This window comes from Euhalothece natronophila Z-M001 (genome assembly GCF_007904085.1).
GTDB classification, from domain to species: Bacteria; Cyanobacteriota; Cyanobacteriia; order Cyanobacteriales; family Rubidibacteraceae; genus Halothece; species Halothece natronophila.
Genome location: NZ_CP042326.1, coordinates 149,198 through 171,471, shown reverse-complemented (window position 1 = coordinate 171,471; position 22,274 = coordinate 149,198). Strand labels below are relative to the sequence as shown.

Below are 22,274 nucleotides of genomic sequence, written 5' to 3'. Positions count from 1 at the left end.
CTCGTTTGCTCAAGTTACTTCTATCCCAGTGCTGGTTAATTCAGTAATCCAAAACTCAAGGGCTGGATCATTCATTTTTGCCTTCACGCCTTCTACTACTTGTTTAGCAGCCGTAGGAGATGAACAGAGGGTAAAAACGGTGGGGCCACTTCCTGACATGAGAGTACCTAACACCCCTTCTTGTTCCTGAAATGCTAACTTTAAGGCTTCTACATCGGGATAAGAGGGAAAGACCACTTTTTCGAGATCATTGTATAAGAGTTTTCCAATTTTAGTATAGTCCCGTTGCCCGATCGCGCTGACTAAATTGCCAGAATGGGCTTGTTTTCTCCCCAATTCCAAAGTTTCAGGTTGTTCTACATAAGTTTTCTCATACTGTTGGCGATAGGTTTGGTATGCCCAAGCAGTAGAAACATAGAGATTACGGTGTTTGGCAAGAATAACGGTCACATCATCTAACCCCTCAAGAGGGCTTAATTCCTCCCCACGCCCTAAGGCTAAAGCCGTTCCCCCTTCTAAGCAAAAAGGAATATCTGATCCTAGCTGATTGGCTAAGATTTGTAATTCGGGTTGAGTTAACCCCAGTTTCCACAGTAGATTAATCCCTACTAAGACTGCAGCTGCATCGGTTGATCCCCCAGCTAATCCTGCTGCTACAGGAATATTTTTCTCAATGGTAATGTCTAAGCCTCCATATTGGGCATAGGATTGAGAATATTCTCGACACATCAATTGTGCAGCTTTATAAGCAATATTCTCTTTTCCTAAAGGAACATCAGGGTGTTCGCAGTGGAGATGAATATCTTGAGTGCTACCGGCTTTAATATCAATGCGATCAGCGAGGTTAATTCCTTGTAATATCATTACCAGTTCGTGATAACCATCAGCGCGATCGCCGAGAATTTCGAGATGTAAATTAATTTTTGCCGGTGCAGTCAGTGAATAATGACGCATTGCTCAGTTAACCCAATTGATTACACAGTTTAACCCAGTTTGACACACTGATGTCCTCAGCACGTGCGAGGGGATTTATTTCTAATTGTTCCAGAATTGCTTGTAATTGTTGTGGTGAGATAATACTTTTCAAATTATTCCGTAACATTTTGCGACGATTAGCAAATCCAAGTTTGACTAACTTTTCTAATAATTCTGGGGAATTGACGGTTAGGGGAAACGGACGGGGAATCAAGGAAATAATCGCAGAATCAACTTTCGGCGGTGGAGAAAAGGCTTTTGCTGGCACAATGGAGATCAATTCACAATGGGCTAAATATTGACCCCGCACGGATAATGCCCCAAAGGTTTTTGAACCAGCTTTGGCACAAAGACGTTCTGCAATCTCTTTCTGCACCAGTAAAATAATTCTCTCATATTGCCCAGAGGGATGAGAAATTGATCCGAGGAGTTTTTCTAAAATGGGGCCAGTGATATTGTAAGGAATATTGGCAACGACTTTATTCGGTAAAGGAGTCACGAAAGAGGACAAATCTAAGTGTAAAATGTCCCCTTGAATGAGGATTAAATTCTCTTGTTGATGAAACTTCTGTTGGAGTTTGTCAAAAAGAGCGCGATCGACCTCTACCGCAGTCACTTGTTTGACTCGACTAATCAGTTGACGGGTTAAAATCCCTGTTCCCGGACCAATTTCTAAAACCTCATCATTGGCTTTCAGTGCCGCCGCCTCAATAATCGTTTGAAGCGCCTCTTGACTTTTTAGCCAATGTTGAGCAAACTGTTTCCGAGGTTTCATTTAACGCTGTTTCGCCAACTTTTTAGACATTTTCCGCAAGCGAATCGACTCTGGGGTAACCTCCACTAACTCATCAGAACTAATATATTCTAATGCTCGTTCTAAACTCATTTCTGCTGGGGCTTGTAATTGGACTAATTCTTCCCCTGTAGAAGAACGCATATTCGTAAGCTGTTTTGCCTTGCAGACATTTAGTTCTAAGTCTTGAGGGCGAGTATTTTCTCCCACAATCATCCCCTTATAAACCTTAGTTCCGGGGGTAATAAAGAAAACCCCACGATCTTCAGCATTTTTTAGGGCATAGAAGGTGGCTGTTCCCTCTTCAAAGGCAATTAGTACACCATTACGACGGGTTTCCAAACTCCCCACTTGTGGGCGATAGTCTAAGAAGCTGTGGTTCATTAAGCCTTCTCCCCGAGTTAAGCGCAGAAACTCACTACGGAAGCCAATTAAACCTCGCGCTGGGATGGTAAATTCAGCTTGGGTGCGATTTCCTTCGGTCGCCTGCATATTCTGCATTTCCCCTTTACGTTCCCCAAGGCGTTCAATACAGCTTCCCACTGCTTCTTCGGGAACATCAAGAATGAGGTATTCATAGGGTTCGCAAAGTTGCCCATTGACTTCCCGATAAATTACCTGTGGTTGGGAAACTTGGAACTCGTAACCTTCACGGCGCATATTTTCAATTAAAATTCCTAAATGGAGTTCACCGCGCCCAGATACTAGGAACTTGTCAGGGGAGTCAGTTTCTTCCACTCGTAGCGCGACATTGGTTTCTAATTCTTTGTAAAGCCGATCGCGCACTTGTCGGGAAGTAACAAACTTACCTTCTCGCCCAGCAAAGGGAGAATCATTAATAGAGAAAGTCATCTGTAAGGTGGGTTCATCCACTTTAATTAAAGGAAGCGGTTGCGGTTCAGTAGGACAAGTAATGGTTTCCCCAATATTGGCATCACTAAACCCTGCTACGGCAACAATTTGACCCGCACTGGCTTGTTCAATTTCCACCCGTTGTAAACCTTCAAAGCCCATTAATTTCGAGACTTTAGTTTTAACAGTGCGATCTTCTTTCACTAAGGCGGCTTCTTGACCGGCTTTAATCACGCCATTATGGACACGACCAATGACAATGCGCCCTAAATAGTCAGAATAATCTAGAGTCGTTACCTGTAACTGTAAGGGTTTCGTTTCATCCCCTGCTGGTGGGGGAACATGATCTAAAATTGCCTCAAATAAGGGTTCCATGTTCACCCCTTCGTCATCCACATTACTTTTAGCAAACCCACTTAATCCTGACGCATAAAGGGTTAAAAAGTCACACTGGTCATCATCTGCCCCGAGATCCACAAATAGGTCAAAAACCTTATCTATAGCGCGATCGGGATCAACATTGGGGCGATCAATTTTATTAACAACAACAATTGGACGTAAGCCCTGTTCTAGAGCTTTTTTTAACACAAAACGAGTTTGAGGCATTGGCCCTTCATTGGCATCAACAATGAGGAGGCAGCCATCCACCATTCCTAAAACTCGTTCCACTTCCCCCCCAAAGTCCGCGTGACCGGGGGTATCGACAATATTAATATGAGTATCTTTGTAGCGTAGTGCAGTATTTTTGGAGAGGATAGTAATGCCTCGTTCTCGTTCAAGGGCATTAGAGTCCATAACGCAGGTAGGAACTTCCTCTCCTTCTCGGAAGACCCCAGATTGCTGAAGAAGGGCATCAACGAGGGTGGTTTTGCCGTGGTCAACGTGGGCGATAATAGCGACGTTGCGAATAGAAAGCGTCATGGGAGTCCCTTGGGATAATATCAAGATTTCTTAATGATTGTAGCTTATTGTTACACTTTTCGGAATCGGGGAAAAGGCTTAACATTTAAAAACATGGCAACTTCTTCTATGATGGTAGGGGCTCATTTTCTTATGAAATTTGGGGTGATAAAACTTTGCTTGACTTTCTTCCTGATGGCCCACTGATTGAGTTTACCATTCTTCTCCTAGTCAGTTTAACCATCCCTCCTATATTTGAGCGATTACGGCTTCCCGGTTTAGTTGGGTTATTAGTAGCTGGAATTATTCTTGGTGACAATGGTTTACAACTTCTGAGTCCAGATAGCGAAACCATTGATCTCCTCTCAGATGTGGGTAAAATCTACCTCATGTTTGTGGCAGGTTTAGAAATTGACCTCGCTGAGTTTCGGAAAACCAAAAATCGCTCCATGGGGTTTGGATTTGCTACCTTTGCCTTTCCAATCATTACAGGAACTTTAGTTGGTCAATTGTTTGGCTTTGATTGGGTAGCTTCTGTTCTCATTGGTTCGCTAATTGCGTCTCATACCTTACTAGGATTTCCAATTGTCAATCGCTTAGGGATTAGTAGTAATGAGCCAATTACTGTTACTGTGGGAGCCACCATTTTTACCGATATTGCCGCCTTATTGGTTTTAGCGATTTGCATTGCCATTGATGCGGGAGAATTTAGTCCTTTGATGCTAGCTTTACAGTTAGGAGCTTTAGCCTTATATGCGGTATTAATTTTATTTGGTGTAGATTGGGCTGGGAAAGCCTATTTTCGGCGCACTGGGGATGAAGAAAGTAACCAGTTTCTATTTGTTTTATTAGTTTTATTTTTGGCTGCAGTGGGAGCGCAGCTGATCAATGTGGATCAAATTGTTGGGGCCTTTTTAGTCGGACTAGCAGTTAATGATGTGGTGGGACATAGTCCGGTGGAAGAAAAAGTGGAATTTGTGGGTAGTACATTATTTATTCCCTTCTTTTTTGTAGGGATGGGGTTGTTATTAGATGTTCCTGTTTTTATTGAAACTGTTACCCAGAACTTTGCTTTTCCTCTTATTATGATTGGGGGATTATTCGTCTCCAAGTTTTTAGCAAGTTATATTTCTAAGTTACTCTATGGTTATTCTTGGGATGAAACCTTGACGATGTGGTCGTTGTCTCTTCCTCAAGTGGCAGCCACCTTAGCAGCAGCTTTAGCTGGAGTCAATGCTGGTATTATTCCTCAAGAGGTTTTTAATACGGTGATTGTCTTAATGTTAGTGACCTCAATTATAGGGCCCACTTTAACAGAACGATTTGGTCGGAATTTGCCTTTAACCACTACCGGATTAGAAACAGGGGGGGATTGGCAATGGTGGGAACAGGTGGAAGCCTCATCAGAAAAAGAACATACGCCAAACTTAGAACAGCGACAGGCGCAAGAATTTACTGTCGTAGTTCCCATTTACAATCCCCTCACAGAAAGATATTTAATTGAAATGGCGGCGTTATTAGCCAATCATGAGGCAGGGAAAATTGTTCCTTTGGTGATTACTAAAGCCCATGTTCACATGGATGAGCCTGATTTATCGATTTCTTTACGAGAATCGGAACAATTACTGGAAAAGGCAGCAGCCTATAGTCAAGAGTTTAAGGTTAAAGCGACTCCTTTACTACGTATTGATGATGATATTGCAGAAGGGATTACTCGCACCGCGAGAGAACAAGATTCCAGTTTAATCCTTATGGGCTGGAGTGAGTCGGTAACAGGACTGCGATCGCGCTTATTTGGCAGTTTAATTGATAATGTAATTTGGTCTTCTCATTGTCCTGTAGTGATCACACGGCTACTGGATGAACCGATAAATCTTCATCGGATTCTTGTTCCTGTTAAAAATCTTAGTGTCACCGCTGTTAGGGCGATTCGGTTTGCTCAGTTATTTGCTGATACCCATCAAGCTTCAGTTACTTATCTTCATGTTTGTGATCCCAGAACAGATAAGGAACAAATTCAAATCTTTGAACAAGAAATTAGACAAGTATTAGAGCAACCAGAGCTAAACGTATCCTATCGGATTAAAACTGTCCCTCATGATAAAACCGCAAAAGTTCTTTTAAGAGCTTCTCGCTCATTTGATTTGATTGTGTTACGCTCATTGCGTCGTCGCACGGCGGGAGGATTAGCCGTTAGTGATGTGACTACTGAGGTCATGGATTCTTTAGCCTGTTCTTTCATCTTGTTTGGCGAACCTCACTCATAAACTACGCTAACCCGCTTCGCTGAGGTCGTAGCCTACCGTGCTTTCGGTGATAATCATCCTAAACCCTGATCTCAGTATGAGATTTATATGAGATTTTTTAGTGGTCAATCCTTAAGTTGTCCCTTTATTATGTTAATATACGTAGTAAAAAAATTTTAAGTACGTCAAAAATGTATCACTTAGGTGAGTAAATAAACGGTTGTTATCTCGGTTGATGAAACGAGAAGGAAGAACAAGTGAACAGCATTATTTATAATAACCAAGTTCAAGCTTTAAGAATCATAGAAGCTCATCTAGCTGCTTTGGTTAGGGGACTTCAGGCTTGCCCAGAAAATGCTCTTGATTATGCTGAAGCGCTAGAATTTCAATTATTTCAGCTTCGTCAAGCTTCCCTAGAGCAGGCAATTCAAGTTGAAGATCGCATAGCAGCTTTAATTCTGGGGATCAAATCTTGCCCAGAAAATGCCCTTGATTATGCTGAAGCGCTAGAATTTCAATTATTTCAATTTGGAGAAATTATCGTAAAATTACGGGTTTAAAACCCCGCCATTTATGGCGTTCTGTGTTAAGATGTAAGTGTCTGCGGTTGGAGCGACCGTGACCAAACAGCCCTGTAACGGCGGTCTGTCGGGGATTTAACTCTAAGAGTTAAATCTAGATAAGAGTCTACAAGGGAATCTTCTCGCCTTTAGGCAGAAGAGGCTCAAAAAAACACTATCACAGCAGGAATAGAAAAATCCAAGACTTAGGGATTAAGATCAAGGGAGTATTCTTTATGGATTGAATCGCTAAGATATGACCTCGACTGTTCTTAATACTCCTGCTCTTAATATTCCCACTATTCATCAACTTAGCAATGGTCTTACGATTATTGCAGAACAACTTCCTGTGGAAGCCGTTAACCTCAATATTTGGTTTCAAGTGGGATCCTCTGTGGAACCAGATGCTATTAATGGGATGGCTCATTTCTTGGAACACATGATGTTTAAGGGAACCCCGAACCTCAAGCCTGGAGAGTTTGATCGGTTGGTAGAACAACGAGGGGGGATGATGAATGCAGCTACTAGCCAAGATTACACCCATTATTACATTACTACTGCCCCTCAAAATTTTACGGAACTTGCCCCCTTACAGTTGGAATTAGTGACAAACCCTAGTCTCCCTGAAGATGAGTTTCAGCGAGAAAAGAAAGTTGTTCTAGAGGAAATCCGTCGCAGTGATGATAATACGATGCGTCGGACTTATGCGCGGGCGATGGAAACCTGTTTTCAGTCTCTTCCCTATCGTCGTCCTGTTTTAGGTCCTGCTGAAGTGATTTCTGAAGTCACTCCTGAACAAATGCGTGAATTTCATCGTCAATGGTATCACCCTCAAAATATGACGGTGAGTGTGGTGGGAAATTTGCCTGTGGAAACCTTAATTAATACAGTTACAGAAGCATGGGAGAAAATTGCGCCTCAATGTTATTCTCCGTTACCAACAAGTGTCTCCTTTCCCGCACCAGAAAAACCTTTTTCTGAGATTGTTCGTAATTCTTATCAAGATTCGCAATTACAGCAAGCGCGACTAGTGATGTTGTGGCGAGTACCCGGGTTAGATAATTTACAAGAAACTTATGCTCTAGATGTGTTAGCGGCTATTTTGGGACAAGGAAAGGTGTCACGATTATTCCGTCAATTACGGGAAGAGGAAAAGTTAGTCAGCGCGATCGCTGCAGGTAATTCTACCCAAAAATTGCAAGGACATTTTTCTGTATCAGCAAAACTTCCTCAGGAAAATTTAGAACAAGTAGAAACAGCCATTGTTGAACAAATTAAACGTCTGCAACAAGAAGAAGTGAGTTCTGCTGAGTTAAACCGCATTCAAGCCAAGGTAGCGAATAGTTATATCTTTGGCAATGAAAAACCCAGCGATCGCGCAAACCTTTATGGTTATTTCTTCTCGCAATTAGGAGACTTGAATCCTGCATTTAATTATCCACAAGTCATTCAAAATCTTACCCCCGAGGATCTCCAAAAAGCCGCCCAAAAATATCTCTCTCCTGATGCTTATGGTGCAGTGATAATGTCACCTAGTTGATTGTACGTATTAAGGGACTTGAAGATTAGTATTTTTCAGGATGATGATTATTCTTCATTTTACGAAAATTCTTTTCCAGAAGCGCGATCTGGCTTCACTACTTGCAGAAGGCAATCGCGTGGCTTAATCTCTTGCTAGGTTGATACTAACTACATACTTATGAGATTTATATGAGATTTATAGGGTGTAAAATTGCTAATCTTGATGTAATCTAGATCAATGTCCTTGGTTTACCTTAAAAATAAAACTAAATTACGCTTGTTAGGAGAGGAAAAAGCTATGTCAATCATGATCCATTCTGCCTGCACGAAAGATTTAAGAGAAATACAAGCTCGGATGGCGGCTTTAGTACGAGGAATCAAAACTCGTCCTGAAAATGCCCTTGATTATGGTGAGGCACTTGAATTTCAATTGTTCCAGCTTTCTCAGCTAGCGCAACAGCGAGGAAACAAAATACAAGCTCGGATGGCGGCTTTAGTACGAGGGATCAAAACTCGTCCTGAAAATGCTCTTGATTATGGTGAGGCACTTGAACTTCAGTTATTCCAGCTTGGTCAAACAATTGAGCAGTTAGATCATACATCAGCAAAGAACACATACTGATTTATTCTAGGCAGGTGGTACCTTTTTGTTGAGAAGGGTTTTCAGTATGCCACACTAAAATAGAAGCATTCTAACTAAACTGATGACCAACCGTCTCGCTCAAACCGAAAGCCTCTACCTGCGGAAACACGCGGAAAACCCTATTGATTGGTGGTATTGGTGTCCCGAAGCCCTAGAAAAAGCAGCAGCCGAAGATAAACCGATATTCCTCTCTGTGGGGTATTCTAGTTGCCACTGGTGTACAGTCATGGAGGGAGAAGCCTTCTCTGATAGCGCGATCGCGCAGTATATGAATGAGAACTTTCTTCCCATTAAAGTCGATCGCGAAGAACGCCCCGACCTTGATAGCATCTATATGCAGGCGTTACAGATGATGACCGGACAAGGTGGTTGGCCCCTGAATATTTTCCTCACACCAGACGATCGCGTTCCCTTTTATGGTGGCACATATTTCCCCATTGAACCCCGTTTTGGTCGCCCTGGTTTCCTAGAAATCCTGAAAGCCGTGCGGCGATTTTATGACCAAGAAAAAGAAAAACTAAATAACTTCAAAAGTGAGGTCATGGGGTTATTAGAACGATCCGCAAGTCTTCCCACCTCTGATACTCCTCTTAATAAAGATTTATTATTCCAAGGCATCGAAACAGGCGTTGGCATTACCAGTAATCGCGGAACTGCCCCTAGTTTTCCCATGATTCCCTATGCAGAATTAGCCCTGCGTGGAACCCGTTTTAGTTATGACTCGCGCTACGATGCACAAGAAATTACCCACCAACGAGGAGTGGATTTAGCCCTTGGGGGCATTTATGATCATGTCGGCGGTGGCTTCCACCGTTACACAGTTGATGCGACTTGGACAGTTCCCCACTTTGAAAAGATGCTCTATGATAATGGACAAATTGTCGAGTATCTTGCTAACTTGTGGAGTTCTGGCGTTAAAGAACCAGCCTTTGCCACTGCCATTGAGGAAACAGTGAAATGGCTAGAACGGGAAATGACCGCCCCAGAGGGATATTTCTACGCTTCCCAAGACGCAGATAGCTTTACCACTCCTAATGCAGATGAACCAGAAGAAGGGGCATTTTATGTTTGGTCGTATCGGGAATTAGAAACCCTGCTTAGTGCAGAAGAATTACAAGCCCTTCAATCTGAATTTACCGTTACCGCAGAAGGAAATTTTGAAGGTAGTAATGTTCTACAACGCAAGGAACTAGGAAACCTCTCTGAAACCGCTAAAAATGCCTTAGAAAAGTTATTTCAAGCCCGCTATGGTCAGGCTTCTACCGAAATCAGCACCTTTCCCCCAGCCGAAAATAACAGCCAAGCCAAGCAAGAAAACTGGCAAGGGCGTATTCCCCCTGTCACTGATACCAAGATGATCACCGCTTGGAATAGCTTAATGATTTCTGGGTTAGCAAGGGCTTATGCTGTCTTTGGCAACGAAAATTACTGGCATTGTGCCGTTAAAGCGGCTAAGTTTATCTGGGAGAATCAATGGGTAGAAGGACGGTTTTATCGTCTCAACTATAACGGAAAAGCCACTGTTCCTGCCCAATCAGAAGATTATGCCCTCTTTATTAAAGCCCTTCTTGATCTTTATTCCTGTCATCCTGAACAAACAGAATGGTTAGATCACGCTACCCAACTCCAAGCCGAATTTGATCAATATTTGTGGAGTTCCGAAGAAGGAGGCTATTTCAACACCGCTAAAGATAGTAGTAGTGAATTAATTATTCGGGAACGCACCTATATAGATAATGCCACTCCTGCAGCGAATGGGGTTGCTGTTACCAATTTAGTGCGTTTATTTCTCCTCAAAGAACAACTAGACTATCTCAGTAGCGCCGAACAAACTCTGCAAGCCTTTAGTAGTATTATGGAGAAATCTCCCCAAGCCTGTCCGGGATTATTTTCTGGTTTGGATTGGTATCTGCACAGTGCCTTAGTTCGTTCTACTCCAGAACAATTACAAGCATTAATTCCCCAGTATTTTCCCACTTGTGCTTATGAAGTAGCAACGGCGCTACCCCCTGATGCAGTTGCTTTAGTTTGTCAGGGATTAAGCTGTTTAGAAGCAGCAATGACTCAAGAACAACTCATGTCTCAAGTTAAAGAAATAACAATTAGTCATTAGTCATTAGTCATTAGTCATTGGTCATTGGTCATTGGTCATTGGTCATTGGTCATTAGTCATTAGTCATTAGTCATTGGTCATTGGTCATTGGTTTACAAAGGACGAAGGACAAACAACGAAGGACAAACAAATAACAAATGAAAAACTTATTACAACCAGATTTAGTTTTAGGAAAACCCATTACTGACCTAACACCAGAGATTCTAAACAGTTACAATCTTAAGGGATTAATTTTAGACGTGGATGATACCTTAGTTCCCAAAAAATCCCGTCAAGCATCAGATGAATTAATGGCTTGGTTACAAGAAATTCGTCCCGTTACCAAAATTTGGTTAGTGAGTAATAATTTTAATAAAACTCGCATTGGGGGAATTGCTAATACTTTAAATCTCCCCTATCTTTTAGCTGCTAAAAAACCGTCTCGTAAAAGTCTGCGACAGGCGGCGGCGGCGATGGAATTACGTTTTAATGAAATTGCCATGGTCGGCGATCGCGTTTTTACTGATGTTTTAGCTGGCAATCGTTTACAATTGTTTACAATTTTAGTCGAACCAATGTTTGATCCAACATTGCTACATCGTGACTATCCCATTCATCGTTTAGAAGTGAAAATTTCCCAATTGCTAGGAGTGACCTTTCCAGATCATCAGCAAACTTCCCCTCCTCAAACGGATCAGCCTTTTTCTTAGAAATTTTAAATAAATATAAAGAATTAATGACACTAAATCCACTATAATTGGGGCGATTGTCTGGGAATAACTGGGATAATCGCCCTAATTGCTTCTCCCTAACTAATGGTCTGTCAACCTTGAAATGATGGGTGGAAGTTGACGGGGAGATGGGGAGATAGGGGAATGGGGTGATGATAATTGTCCTTTGTTAACGAATAACCAATAACGGTCTTTAAGTCCTAACTATGTCTCAAACCATTGTTGTCAAAATTGGCACGTCTAGCCTGACGCAGGCAAAAACAGGCTTATTAGCGCTTTCTACCATTGCCACCTTAGTCGAAACCTTGACAAATTTACGCTTAAATGATGTTAGGGTAATATTAGTGTCATCTGGGGCAGTAGGAGTTGGTTGTGGACGTTTAGACATTAAAGAACGCCCCCGTACAACTGCCTTAAAGCAAGCTGTGGCTGCGGTAGGACAAGGACGATTAATGCGAATTTATGATGATTTTTTCTCCAGTTTAGGACAGCCGATCGCGCAAATTTTGCTTACCCGACAAGAACTCATCCAGCGCACAGCTTATGTGAATATTTACAATACCTTTCAATCCCTATTAAGTTTAGGGGTGATTCCCATTGTGAATGAAAACGACACAGTTGCAGTGGAAGAGTTAAAGGTGGGGGATAATGACACCCTTTCCGCATTAGTCGCCAGTTTAGTGGAAGCCGATTATTTATTTCTTCTCACCGATGTTGATCGCCTGTATTCAGCAGATCCCAGATATAATCCCCAAGCGCAACCAGTAGAGAGAGTGGTAACCAAAGAAGAACTAGAACAATTACAAGCCCAAGTCAGTGAAGGGGGATCACAATGGGGAACTGGTGGCATGGTAACTAAATTAGCCGCTGCTCGTATTGCCACCAGTGCAGGGGTAAAAACTGTAATTACCAATGGACAGACACCAGGAAGCATTAATAGAATCTTAGCAGGGGAAATGTGTGGAACGCACTTTGAAGCCCAACCCCGAGGAGAAAGTGCGCGTAAACGGTGGATTGCCTATAGCTTAGTGCCAGTAGGACAATTATATTTAGATGAGGGGGCAGTAAAAGCGATTCGCGATCGCGGTAAGTCTCTCTTAGCAGCAGGCATTACTCGGGTTGAAGGAGAGTTTCAAACCTCAGAAGCGGTTGCTGTGTGTGATTCAGAAGGAAAAGAAATTGCGAGAGGATTAGTCAATTATAGTAGTAGCGAAATTCGACAAATTCAGGGAAAACAATCTCAGGAGATTCCCCAGATACTGGGATATGCCAACACTGAAACCGTAATTCACCGCAATAACATGGTGTCAATGGTCGCGTAAATACAATCTAACCACCCGCTTAAAGGGGTGGTACTGTCCACTCTAATTTTCAGTTGCAGTTTTAGGATTTGGTGGATCAATGCGATTAGCCAACATTGCGGTAGGAATCATGGGTAACATGGGTAAGAGACAAAGAAGCCATTGTTGCCAGCTTAGGGAAGCCGTTTCAAATAAGACGTTCATTAGCCCTACTTGACTAAAGAGAATCTGTAAAGCAACTGCCGCTAAAATGCCAACGGCAATGGCAGAGGTATTAGCTAATCCACTGATATTGCCACGAATAAACTGCACTAAACCAACACCAAGCTGACTAATGCTAAGTAAATAGATAATCCGTGCTGCCACAAGAGCCTGAATTGCCATAGTGCGAGCTAAATCTATATCCCCCGTAACCGCTTCTGCCCATTCAAAGACACCAAAGATTAAAATCCAGTTGAAGAGAGAAACGACACCAATCCGTCGTAGCAGTTTTCCTGTGATTAAGGGTTCATTGGGATTGCGAGGGGGTTGTTGCATTAATCCTGCTGTTTTTGGTTCAAAGGCAAGGGGAACCGTCATCGTCACCGAATTAATCATATTTAGCCATAAGACTTGGATCGCGAGAATCGGTAAGTCTCGTACCAGTAAAGCGCTGATAAGAATAGTCATAGATTCCCCACCATTAACGGGGAGGAGAAACGCGATCGCCTTACGGATATTTTGATAAACATTGCGCCCTTCTTCCACAGCAGCTTCAATTGAGGCAAAATTATCATCAGTGAGTAGCATATCTGAGGCTTCTCGGGCTACTTCCGTACCCCCTTGCCCCATCGCAATGCCAATATCAGCTTGTTTCAGCGCTGGGGCATCATTCACGCCATCCCCTGTCATGGCAACAATTTCTCCTTGAGATTGTAAGCCTTCTACCAGTTGTAACTTCTGGGCAGGGGCAACACGGGCAAAAACTGAGCCTTTTTCCACATTATGGACAATTTTTGCTTTATCCATGTGTTCTAATTGTTGTCCAGTGAGGGCAAGGACTTGACCTTCTTTTTGGATGCCCATTTTCTGCGCGATCGCGCGGGCAGTTGCCACATGATCTCCCGTAATCATTTTCACCTGAATGCCAGCACTTTGACAGGCAGCAACGGCTTTTGTGGCTTCTTCCCGTGGCGGATCAATCATCCCTTGTAAACCAAGAAAGACTAACTCCCCTTGAATATCTTCATGATCAACACTTTTCTGGTTACTATCTACCTCTTTTTTGGCAAAAGCTAGAACTCGCAACCCTTGAGCTGCCATTTCCTCCACTGATTTTTCAATCACTTCCCGTTGTAGAGGGATTTTTTCTCCGCGTAATGTTATTTCTTGAGAACAGCGTTTGAGAATTGCCTCGACTGATCCTTTGACATAAATAATGGGCGAATCTCCCCCATGAAGGGTTGCCATATATTGATACTGAGATTCAAAAGGAATGGCATCTAAACGCCGTCTTTCCTTATTTACGTCTGACTGATTTAAACCAACCTTACTTGCCACAGTAATTAAAGCCCCTTCAGTGGGATCGCCAATAACTGTCCAATCACCACCTTTTTCTTCCAGCCAAGAATCATTACACAAAATTCCAGCCATTAAACATTCTTGTAGCGCAGGATTTAAGCCATCAGTAATAGAAGCCTCTTCGCTACCATGCTGGGCTAAAGCAATTTCTCCATTCGGGCTATACCCAGTACCACTGACCACATAATGTTCATCAGCAATATCAATCCGCTGCACAGTCATTTTATTTTCAGTTAATGTTCCTGTTTTATCAGAACAAATAACCGTTGCACTCCCTAAAGACTCCACAGCAGGAAGTTTCCGAATAATCGCATTTCGGGCAGCCATGCGATTTACGCCAATGGCGAGAGTAATAGTAACGACAGCAGGAAGCCCTTCTGGGATGGCACTGACAGCCAAAGCAACTGCAGCATCAAACATGGTGGGTAAATCCTGCCCTTGGGCAACCCCGACGATCAGGGTAAAGGTAGCAATGGCAAGAATAATGTACAGTAGAACCTTGCTAAATTTGGCAAATTTCCGCGTTAATGGAGTAGTGAGAGTGACACTCTCTTCCATAGATTTGGAGATTTTGCCCACTTCGGTAGCATTCGCAATAGCAACAACTACGCCACTACCTTGCCCAGAGGTAACAAAACTACCTGCATGACACATATTAGTTCGATCTGCTAAGACGGTGTCACCAGCAAGGGGAGAAACGGATTTTTCTACAGGGACTGATTCTCCTGTGAGTGCCGATTCATCCACTTGTAAGTTCGTAACCTTAAAAAGCCTAATGTCAGCTGGCACTTTATCCCCAGAGGCAATAGTGACAATATCCCCTGGGACTAATTCTCGCGAGGGAACTCGCACTTGCTTGCCATCGCGGAGAACCGTAGCTTCAGTAGTGACAGATTTCGCTAAAGACGCGATCGCGCTTTCTGCTTTGGCTTCTTGCACATAACCAATGACTGCATTGAGTACGGTTACTCCCCAAATGACAATGGCATTAGTCCAAGACTCCATAAACGCCTTCACTGCCCCTGCAATTAAGAGAATATATAATAGGGGGTCGTTAAACTGAAGAAGGAGTCGTAACCACCAGGGTTTGCCCGGTTTGGCTTCTAGTTCATTAGCACCATACTGTTCATAGCGCTGGCTGACTTCGGTTTGGCTTAAGCCTTGTTCAGCATCCGTTGTGAGTTTTTCAATTACTTCTTGATAAGGAATCTCATAATAATTGACATAGGATTCCTGTTCTTTTTCCATAATCATATCTGTTTTATGAAAATGTTTGTTTACTCAACTTCTTTAGTATAAAGGCAATGACTCAACAACGGGATTGACTATTATGGAACTAAGTAATTAGTAAGTTTCCTAATGTTTTATCATGACTTTTAATCGACAGCGATTGCGACAACTTCATCGTTGGTTTGCCCCAATCATGGTTTTACCCTTAATGCTTACCTTATTCACAGGAGCGTTATATCAAGTTGCTATCTTAACCGGAGAGGTTCAAGATTTTCTTTGGTTACTAGAACTTCATACGGGGAAATTTGGGGCTTTAGATTTACAATTTATTTATCCATTTCTCAATGCTTTTGGGGTATTAATTTTAGCCGTGACAGGAATAACGATGTGGTGGCAACTTCGTTCGAGAAATCGTCGTTAAGTAAGCAGGTTTTGATATGTCAACTGAAGTGACCAATTTAGTAAAGATTGGCGAATTAAGTAAAAGTACGGGTTTGCCAATAAAAACAATTCGCTATTATGAGGATTTAGATTTAATTCATGCGGTTAAACGAACCCAAGGGGGATTCCGTTTATTTGATGAAAAAACAACAGTGATCCGTTTGCAATTTATTCGCCAAGCCCAAACTTTAGGGATGAGTTTAGATGAAATTCGAGAGTTTCTAAAATTGCGCGATCGCGGCGAGCTACCCTGTCATGATATAAAAGATCACTTAGAAAATAAAGTGGTTCAAATTGAGGAACAAATAGAAGCTCTTAAGCATCTACAATGCCAGATTAAATTACTTTTGGCAGGGGCAGATCCAATTTTAGAAGCACCCCCTGATGAGAGGATTTGTCCAATTATTCAACCTGAAGATTATTAGGGCAATAATTAAGTTATTTTGATAATTGTTGAGGAGTGATTGATTTTATGAAAAATATAATAATAATATTTATGATTATGGGTAGCATGGCGGTTAGTAGTCATGTGCCCCTCAAAGCACAAGAAGCATCAGAAGCAGAATCTTCTGTTCGTCAACAATATCGCCAATTAATTACGAAGAATCGTGCTAAAAACCTTGCCCGTCAAGCAGCGGAACAAGAAAATGGCGGTTTAGGGCAATACCGCGCTGAACCAGCGATGCATGGGCCAGTGGAAGAAACTAACTATGAAGAAATTGAAGACGGAGTTTGGCGATTTACTATTAGAGGGAGAGAAATAGGATCGGATGATTTCACGATTCAAACAGTGGTTACAGTGGATGAACAAGCTAATGTCACTGTAGAAAGTAATGAGGAGATCTAATAAATGAAGTCTTTAGTTGGTTAGTCTGTCAGTGGGGTTAGGCGTAATTTTTTCTAATTCTGTAGCCTTGGCAGTTCCTTTAGAAAAGGTATCACCAGAGGAATTGCCAGAGGAAGTGGGACTTGATGCGAATTTGGAAAAGCTGAACGATTAGGAAGTGCCTCCACTTGTAACTGTTCCTGTGTTTTTTGAGGATTACCAGATAAGACTAATGGTTTAATGTGGGAGGGAAGCATGGCAAGTAAACTGATTAACAGTGCGTCATCACCAACATTATTTTGTCCGTAATACCCACAAATAATTGCTTTTTTGGTAACTGATATTTTTGACATAGACGAATCGTTAAAATTTATTCAAAGCCAATCTTAGATTTATAAGAGAGTGTACACATCTGAGCATTCTGTTTAGCTATTGTGGCTTCAATGAAGTCCTGATTCTCTAGGTAAAAGTGTATTGATTCAACTTGAGTTTATAGTCGATGGACCGCCAGTATCACAACAGACTCGCAGAAAAGAGCGTCTTAAAGAATGGAAAGAAATAGTCAGACAAGAAGCTGAGCAATACTGGTTCCCAGGACAAAAAACTGCAATCGGACTGGTGATGCTACAAATTACTTATTTTTATGACATTGTTGGTATGGATGTGGACAATATAGTTAAACCAATTCAAGATGCGCTAATTGGATTAGCCTATGTCGATGATGAGCAAGTAACGGATGTTTTGGTTAGGAAGAGAAATTTATCAGGTAACTTTAAAATAGAAGATATGACCCCGACCTTAGCAGATGGCTTTGCTCGCGGAAATGAATTTCTGCATATTCTTGTAGCTGATGCTCCTGACCAAGAGGTACTTATTTCATGACAACTCCAATTGTAAATGTAGAAAGAGAGGAATTACTAAAAATAGCAGAGGAGTACCGAAATCAAGGCTATGAGGTTTTAATGTATCCTAGTGCTGAAAACCTCCCTGACTTTCTTAAAAACTATTGCCCTGATTTAGTGGTACGCCGAGGAAATGAAGGCGTAGTTATTGAAGTTAAGTCACGTTCTTCACTCGACTCTTCTTCAATGCAATATTTACATAATCTCGCCCAAACTGTGGAAAAAAATCCAGGTTGGCGATTTAAGTTAGTCATGAGAAATTCTGAAGAGTTTACCTATTCCTCTCAAGCAGAAAGTTCTCTACAAGTACCTGAAATTAAATCACAGATAGAAGTCGTAAAAAAACTCGCAACAGATCATCCAGCCTCGGCTCTCCTTTATGGTTGGTCTTTAGTAGAAGCAACTTTAAGACTTGTGGCAGAGCATGAAGGATTAACTTTGGCAAGAGTTGATCCACCTTACTTGATGAAACACTTAGCAACAGAGGGAGTAATTTCTCGATCTGAATATCAACTGCTGATGAATGTTTTTTCACTCCGTAACGCTATTGCTCATGGTTTTAAAACCACTCAAGTCAAACAAGAGTCAGTGTATGATTTAATTAAAATTACAGAGGAACTCTTGGTGAGTTTGAACTCTAGTCATGAATATCATTCCCATGAAAATTAAAGCCTTAACAGTATTTCAAGTCTCGTCACGGGCTTAAGACTTTGCGAATTACGAGAAGATTGGAACAGTTGGTAAGCACCATCGTCTCCCTAGTTGTGGTAATAGTAGAGGAATCAGCAAAAGTGACGGGTAAAGGAATGAAGTCTTTATTGGTTGGTCTTTCAGTTGGGTTAGGGGTAATTTTATCTCATTCTGTAGCCTTGGCAGTTCCTTTAGAAAAGGTATCACCAGAGGAATTGCCAGAGGAAGTAGGATTTGATGCAAATTTGGAAGATAGAGAAGCACTAATTGAGGCAATTAATTATAGTTTGCGCTATTTACAACAACCTAGCGCCCAAAAAGCCTATGAAGATTATCCAGTGGAAGGAGTAACGCGCGATCGCGTTTATCAATCGCTTCTCCGTTTTCGAGAATTAGTCCGTCATGCCCCGTCTTCAGAAGCCCTACGCAATGCCGTGAGAGAGGAGTTTGCCTTTTATCAAGCGGTGGGAAAAGATGATCAGGGAACTGTTCATTTTACGGGGTATTTTGAGCCTGTTTATGAAGCAAGTCGCACCCCAGATGAGGAATATCGTTATCCCCTTTATGAACGTCCCAGTGATTTGGAGGATTGGGAGTCTCCTCACCCAACGCGGGAAGAGTTAGAAGGAACTGACGGAAGAGGGGAAAATAGCCCTCTTGCTGGAAAAGAAATTGCTTGGTTGCGCGATCGTCTAGAAGCCTTTTTAATCCATGTACAAGGGTCAGCACAGCTAGAATTAGATAATGGAGAAACAATTACTGTCGGCTATGCTGGGAAAACTGATTACCCTTATACCAGTCTTGGCGGCGAGTTAGTTGAAGATGGCAAATTTGAACGGGATGAACTCTCCCTTCCGAAATTAATCGAATATTTTGAAGAGAATCCTGAAGATTTAGATACCTATATTCCACGTAATGAGAGTTTTATTTTCTTCCGAGAAACAGGGGGGGCAAAACCTCAGGGGAATTTAGGCGTTCCTGTAACAGCAAATCGCGCGATCGCGACTGATAATTCCTTAATGCCACCTGGCGCTTTAGCTTTAGTTCATACTCAATTTCCAGAAATCAATGACAACAATGAAATCGAAACCCCATTAGTCAGTCAGTATGTCTTAGATCAAGATACGGGTAGCGCGATCACAGGAGCAGGGCGTGTGGATCTCTTTCTCGGAACAGGAGAAGATGCAGGTCGTCGGGCTGGTATTGTTGACTGGACAGGAGAACTTTATTATCTCTTATTGAAAGACCCCACCCCTTAACCCCCTCCCCTGCATTTATACTTATTATAAAATCCGTTAAGATAGCAGGGCTAGAGAAAAAGGAGCGTTTACATTGACTTCAATCGTTTATTCACCAGCTAACAGCGAAACTCAGATCGAACTTCCTCCTTTACCGAAACAGCGTCCGTTGTTATTAATCGGTCATGGAACGAAAGATCCTGAAGGGCGACAAACCTTTATTGACTTTGCCGAAGCCTATCAGGAGTTAGATCCGTCTCGTCCAGTTATTCCCTGCTTTTTGGAATTAACCACTCCCACGATTCAAGAGGGAATCACCCAAGCAGTGGAACAAGGTTATACTGAGTTTTCGGCTTTACCGATTCTCTTATTTGCTGCTAGACATAATAAATTTGATGTCACCAATGAACTCGATCGCGCGCGAGAAATTTACCCGCAAATTAGCTTTAATTACGGGCGACACTTTGGCATTACTCCCAGTATTTTAGACTTGTGGCGCGAACGGTTAGCTGAACTGGATCAACCAGAAAATAATCCTCATAATATTCCTCGTTCGGAAACGGTTTTATTATTTGTCGGACGCGGTTCCAGCGATCCTGATGCCAATGGCGATGTTTGTAAACTCGCCAGAATGCTGTGGGAAGGAAGTGGTTATAAAACAGTAGAAACCTGTTTCATTGGCATTACCCATCCTCGGCTAGAAGAAGGGTTCCATCGCGCCCGATTTTATCAACCGAAACGAATTATTGTTCTTCCCTATTTCCTCTTTACAGGGGTATTAGTGAAAAAAATCTTTGATATTACTGCCCAACAACAGGAACAATATCCTGACATTTCCATGACTTGCTTACCAGAAATGGGGATTCATCCTAACCTTTTAAGAGTGTTGCGCGATCGCGAAATTGAAACCCAAACTGGGGAAGTAAAAATGAACTGCGAAATGTGTAAATTCCGTCTGGCAGCGGTGTCAGGAGACAGTCATCATGGGCATAGCCATGATCATGGGCATCATCACCACCACCATCATGATCATAACCATGAACCTGTGGATCCTTATGCCGATGTTGAACAATATCATAATAAAATTTGGCAAGCCCCGTAATCCCATGTTTAAAACCACTTAAATATTAGTTAAGAAGAAGACAAAATACGAGTTTGGAAAAAATAATCATAATTCGATACACTGACTCATAGTTTTCTATACCATTTCCATAAACTAGTGTTAGAAAACGATTCGCCCAAACCCCATTATGTAAGAGAGGTAAGGGCGGATATAATTTAACCGAGTTGTTGAAAATGGTATCACAATAATTGTTAGTGATGTTCATTTTTTATGGTTATCGAACCAAACTCACAATCATCTTTTGATAAAACACATCCCATGAGTTTATCAACTAAATTTAGCTATGGGATTGGTGAATTTGCTGGCGAGGTTACAGCAAGTGTTTTAGTCTTTTTCTTACTTTTTTTTCTCACCAATGTTGCTGGGTTAAGTGCTGGGCTAGCAGGAACGGTTTTATTAATAGCCAGAGCATGGGATGCGATTAATGATCCGCTCATTGGTTGGCTCAGTGATCGCACCCAGTCTCGGTGGGGACGACGTTATCCTTGGATGGTCATTGCTGCCATTCCCTTAGCCATTAGTTTTGCGCTGATCTGGTGGGTTCCTCCCCTCAGTGGCCAAGCCTTATTTCTTTACTATTGTGGACTCGCGTTTATTTTTCATATTGCTTTTACTTCTGTGGTTTTACCCTATACCACATTAGGGGCGGAATTAACTGAGTATTACAACGAAAGAACCAGTTTAATTAGTTATAAGGCAGGATTTAGCGTTACTGGCAGTATGCTGGGATTGCTGATTATGCAGGGGACAATTAGTGTGGTTGATGATCCTGCGCGACAGTATTTCATTGCAGGAAGCATTTGTGGCGCGATCGCGGCTTTATCCACTTATATTTGTGTTTTCGGCACTTATAAACGATTTAAGCTCTTACAGAAAAAACGGACTGAGGTTTCTCGCCCTCCTACCTTACCAATTCAGCAACAAATTCGCATTGCCCTAAGTAATCGCCCTTTCTTATTTGTGGTGGGGATTTATCTTTGTTCTTGGCTAGGGCTACAGGTAACAGCATCAATGCTCCCTTATTTTGTGGTGAATTGGATGGGACTAGAAGAAAATCACTTTACCCAAATGGCAATCACCGTACAGGGAACAGGCTTACTCGTGATGGCAGGTTGGAATTATTTAGGGCAACGTTGGGGTAAGCGCAAAGTTTATTGTACCGCCATTCCCTTAACCTTAATCGCCCAAGCTGGACTTTTTTTATTACAGCCCGGTCAAGTGGTTGCCATGTATGGGCTTGCGGTTTTAGCAGGGGCAGGATTAGCCGTTGCTTATCTGATTCCTTGGTCAATGCTGCCAGATGTCGTGGATTTAGATGAGTTAGAAACAGGACAACGACGGGAAGGGATTTTTTATGGCTTTGTGGTGCAATTACAAAAAATTGCCGTCGCGATCGCGCTTTTTATGGTCGGAAGAATTTTAGACGCAGCAGGATTAGTCTCTGCCAACGGGGAAGACATCGCAGCAGATGTGGCTCAACCAGATTCCGCATTACTGGCGATTCGCTGGTTAATTGGCCCCATACCTAGTCTTGTGTTAATTGGGGGAATCATTTTTGCGTGGATGTATCCCATTACTCGCGAGTTTCATGAAGAGATTTTATTAAAATTAAGCGAACGAAAACGAGAACAAACACAATAATCCGATTTG

Annotated in this window: 20 protein-coding genes; 15 read left to right on the top strand and 5 right to left on the bottom strand. The window is 42.2% G+C overall.

Annotated features, from left to right (window positions below):
* Window positions 1-9: 9 nt before the first annotated feature.
* From ispE to typA, 3 genes are read right to left on the bottom strand one after another with little or no spacing between them, the layout of a single operon-like run.
* Window positions 10-954 (bottom strand): 4-(cytidine 5'-diphospho)-2-C-methyl-D-erythritol kinase, encoded by a 945-nt coding sequence (gene ispE, locus FRE64_RS00770; protein WP_146294212.1) that lies wholly within the window; start codon window positions 952-954, stop codon window positions 10-12.
* Between the two features lie 7 nt (window positions 955-961).
* Window positions 962-1,750 (bottom strand): 16S rRNA (adenine(1518)-N(6)/adenine(1519)-N(6))-dimethyltransferase RsmA, encoded by a 789-nt coding sequence (gene rsmA / locus FRE64_RS00765; RefSeq protein WP_146294211.1) that lies wholly within the window; start codon window positions 1,748-1,750, stop codon window positions 962-964.
* Entirely contained in the window at window positions 1,751-3,541 is a 1,791-nt protein-coding gene (gene typA / locus FRE64_RS00760; protein ID WP_146297229.1) for a translational GTPase TypA, read from the bottom strand.
* A gap of 155 nt (window positions 3,542-3,696) precedes the next feature.
* On the opposite strand from typA, the gene FRE64_RS00755 reads away from it, so the two are divergent.
* The 7 genes from FRE64_RS00755 to proB all read left to right on the top strand — a co-directional run bounded on the left by FRE64_RS00755 (window position 3,697) and on the right by proB (window position 12,635).
* Window positions 3,697-5,787 carry a cation:proton antiporter gene (locus FRE64_RS00755; protein ID WP_146294210.1) on the top strand — a complete coding sequence of 697 codons (2,091 nt, stop codon included), beginning with the start codon at window positions 3,697-3,699 and terminating at the stop codon, window positions 5,785-5,787.
* A 236-nt stretch (window positions 5,788-6,023) separates the two neighbouring features.
* Window positions 6,024-6,326: a hypothetical protein gene (locus FRE64_RS00750; RefSeq protein WP_146294209.1), complete on the top strand. Its 303-nt coding sequence runs from the start codon at window positions 6,024-6,026 to the stop codon at window positions 6,324-6,326.
* A 256-nt stretch (window positions 6,327-6,582) separates the two neighbouring features.
* Window positions 6,583-7,866 (top strand): M16 family metallopeptidase, encoded by a 1,284-nt coding sequence (locus FRE64_RS00745; RefSeq protein WP_146294208.1) that lies wholly within the window; start codon window positions 6,583-6,585, stop codon window positions 7,864-7,866.
* 279 nt (window positions 7,867-8,145) lie between these two features.
* Window positions 8,146-8,469 (top strand): hypothetical protein, encoded by a 324-nt coding sequence (locus tag FRE64_RS00740; protein ID WP_146294207.1) that lies wholly within the window; start codon window positions 8,146-8,148, stop codon window positions 8,467-8,469.
* Window positions 8,470-8,551: 82 nt separating this feature from the next.
* The gene (locus FRE64_RS00735; protein ID WP_146294206.1) at window positions 8,552-10,603 is read left to right on the top strand and encodes a thioredoxin domain-containing protein; all 2,052 of its coding nucleotides are present in this window, start codon (window positions 8,552-8,554) and stop codon (window positions 10,601-10,603) included.
* 137 nt (window positions 10,604-10,740) lie between these two features.
* On the top strand, window positions 10,741-11,292 hold the full coding sequence (locus FRE64_RS00730) for a YqeG family HAD IIIA-type phosphatase (protein ID WP_146294205.1): 552 nt from the start codon (window positions 10,741-10,743) through the stop codon (window positions 11,290-11,292).
* A 227-nt stretch (window positions 11,293-11,519) separates the two neighbouring features.
* Window positions 11,520-12,635: a glutamate 5-kinase gene (proB, locus tag FRE64_RS00725; RefSeq protein WP_146294204.1), complete on the top strand. Its 1,116-nt coding sequence runs from the start codon at window positions 11,520-11,522 to the stop codon at window positions 12,633-12,635.
* 42 nt (window positions 12,636-12,677) lie between these two features.
* Here the strand turns inward: proB and FRE64_RS00720 are convergent, their stop codons facing one another.
* Entirely contained in the window at window positions 12,678-15,422 is a 2,745-nt protein-coding gene (locus FRE64_RS00720) for a cation-transporting P-type ATPase (protein ID WP_222597841.1), read from the bottom strand.
* Window positions 15,423-15,543: 121 nt separating this feature from the next.
* Here FRE64_RS00720 and FRE64_RS00715 point away from each other — a divergent pair, with 121 nt between their 5' ends.
* From FRE64_RS00715 to FRE64_RS00705, 3 genes are read left to right on the top strand one after another with little or no spacing between them, the layout of a single operon-like run.
* The gene (locus FRE64_RS00715) at window positions 15,544-15,825 is read left to right on the top strand and encodes a PepSY domain-containing protein (protein ID WP_146294202.1); all 282 of its coding nucleotides are present in this window, start codon (window positions 15,544-15,546) and stop codon (window positions 15,823-15,825) included.
* 16 nt (window positions 15,826-15,841) lie between these two features.
* A complete protein-coding gene (locus tag FRE64_RS00710) occupies window positions 15,842-16,270 on the top strand; it encodes a heavy metal-responsive transcriptional regulator (protein WP_146294201.1) in 429 nt (142 codons plus the stop codon).
* A gap of 47 nt (window positions 16,271-16,317) precedes the next feature.
* Window positions 16,318-16,692: a hypothetical protein gene (locus tag FRE64_RS00705; RefSeq protein ID WP_246140362.1), complete on the top strand. Its 375-nt coding sequence runs from the start codon at window positions 16,318-16,320 to the stop codon at window positions 16,690-16,692.
* A 53-nt stretch (window positions 16,693-16,745) separates the two neighbouring features.
* Here the strand turns inward: FRE64_RS00705 and FRE64_RS00700 are convergent, their stop codons facing one another.
* The gene (locus FRE64_RS00700; protein WP_186708905.1) at window positions 16,746-17,024 is read right to left on the bottom strand and encodes a hypothetical protein; all 279 of its coding nucleotides are present in this window, start codon (window positions 17,022-17,024) and stop codon (window positions 16,746-16,748) included.
* 121 nt (window positions 17,025-17,145) lie between these two features.
* Here FRE64_RS00700 and FRE64_RS00695 point away from each other — a divergent pair, with 121 nt between their 5' ends.
* The 5 genes from FRE64_RS00695 (at window position 17,146) to FRE64_RS00675 (ending at window position 22,265) form a co-directional block, all read left to right on the top strand.
* Complete coding sequence (locus FRE64_RS00695; protein WP_222597840.1) at window positions 17,146-17,553, top strand: RusA family crossover junction endodeoxyribonuclease; 408 nt, start codon at window positions 17,146-17,148, stop codon at window positions 17,551-17,553.
* The gene (locus FRE64_RS00690) at window positions 17,550-18,242 is read left to right on the top strand and encodes a hypothetical protein (RefSeq protein ID WP_146294200.1); all 693 of its coding nucleotides are present in this window, start codon (window positions 17,550-17,552) and stop codon (window positions 18,240-18,242) included. The genes FRE64_RS00695 and FRE64_RS00690 overlap by 4 nt, the downstream gene beginning before the upstream one ends.
* Before the next feature lie 137 nt (window positions 18,243-18,379).
* Window positions 18,380-19,522 (top strand): murein transglycosylase A, encoded by a 1,143-nt coding sequence (gene mltA / locus FRE64_RS00685; RefSeq protein ID WP_146297226.1) that lies wholly within the window; start codon window positions 18,380-18,382, stop codon window positions 19,520-19,522.
* Between the two features lie 73 nt (window positions 19,523-19,595).
* Window positions 19,596-20,603, top strand: coding sequence for a sirohydrochlorin chelatase (locus tag FRE64_RS00680; RefSeq protein ID WP_146294199.1), 1,008 nt, complete (start codon window positions 19,596-19,598; stop codon window positions 20,601-20,603).
* A 279-nt stretch (window positions 20,604-20,882) separates the two neighbouring features.
* On the top strand, window positions 20,883-22,265 hold the full coding sequence (locus FRE64_RS00675) for an MFS transporter (RefSeq protein ID WP_246140361.1): 1,383 nt from the start codon (window positions 20,883-20,885) through the stop codon (window positions 22,263-22,265).
* Window positions 22,266-22,274 lie beyond the last annotated feature (9 nt).

Coding starts and splice junctions, on each gene's coding strand:
- ispE (WP_146294212.1), bottom strand. CDS start 954: ATGCGTCATTATTCACTGACTGCACCGGCAAAAATTAATTTACATCTC.
- rsmA (WP_146294211.1), bottom strand. CDS start 1,750: ATGAAACCTCGGAAACAGTTTGCTCAACATTGGCTAAAAAGTCAAGAG.
- typA (WP_146297229.1), bottom strand. CDS start 3,541: ATGACGCTTTCTATTCGCAACGTCGCTATTATCGCCCACGTTGACCAC.
- FRE64_RS00745 (WP_146294208.1), top strand. CDS start 6,583: ATGACCTCGACTGTTCTTAATACTCCTGCTCTTAATATTCCCACTATT.
- FRE64_RS00740 (WP_146294207.1), top strand. CDS start 8,146: ATGTCAATCATGATCCATTCTGCCTGCACGAAAGATTTAAGAGAAATA.
- FRE64_RS00735 (WP_146294206.1), top strand. CDS start 8,552: ATGACCAACCGTCTCGCTCAAACCGAAAGCCTCTACCTGCGGAAACAC.
- FRE64_RS00730 (WP_146294205.1), top strand. CDS start 10,741: ATGAAAAACTTATTACAACCAGATTTAGTTTTAGGAAAACCCATTACT.
- proB (WP_146294204.1), top strand. CDS start 11,520: ATGTCTCAAACCATTGTTGTCAAAATTGGCACGTCTAGCCTGACGCAG.
- FRE64_RS00720 (WP_222597841.1), bottom strand. CDS start 15,422: ATGGAAAAAGAACAGGAATCCTATGTCAATTATTATGAGATTCCTTAT.
- FRE64_RS00715 (WP_146294202.1), top strand. CDS start 15,544: ATGACTTTTAATCGACAGCGATTGCGACAACTTCATCGTTGGTTTGCC.
- FRE64_RS00710 (WP_146294201.1), top strand. CDS start 15,842: ATGTCAACTGAAGTGACCAATTTAGTAAAGATTGGCGAATTAAGTAAA.
- FRE64_RS00705 (WP_246140362.1), top strand. CDS start 16,318: ATGAAAAATATAATAATAATATTTATGATTATGGGTAGCATGGCGGTT.
- FRE64_RS00700 (WP_186708905.1), bottom strand. CDS start 17,024: ATGTCAAAAATATCAGTTACCAAAAAAGCAATTATTTGTGGGTATTAC.
- FRE64_RS00690 (WP_146294200.1), top strand. CDS start 17,550: ATGACAACTCCAATTGTAAATGTAGAAAGAGAGGAATTACTAAAAATA.
- mltA (WP_146297226.1), top strand. CDS start 18,380: ATGAAGTCTTTATTGGTTGGTCTTTCAGTTGGGTTAGGGGTAATTTTA.
- FRE64_RS00675 (WP_246140361.1), top strand. CDS start 20,883: ATGAGTTTATCAACTAAATTTAGCTATGGGATTGGTGAATTTGCTGGC.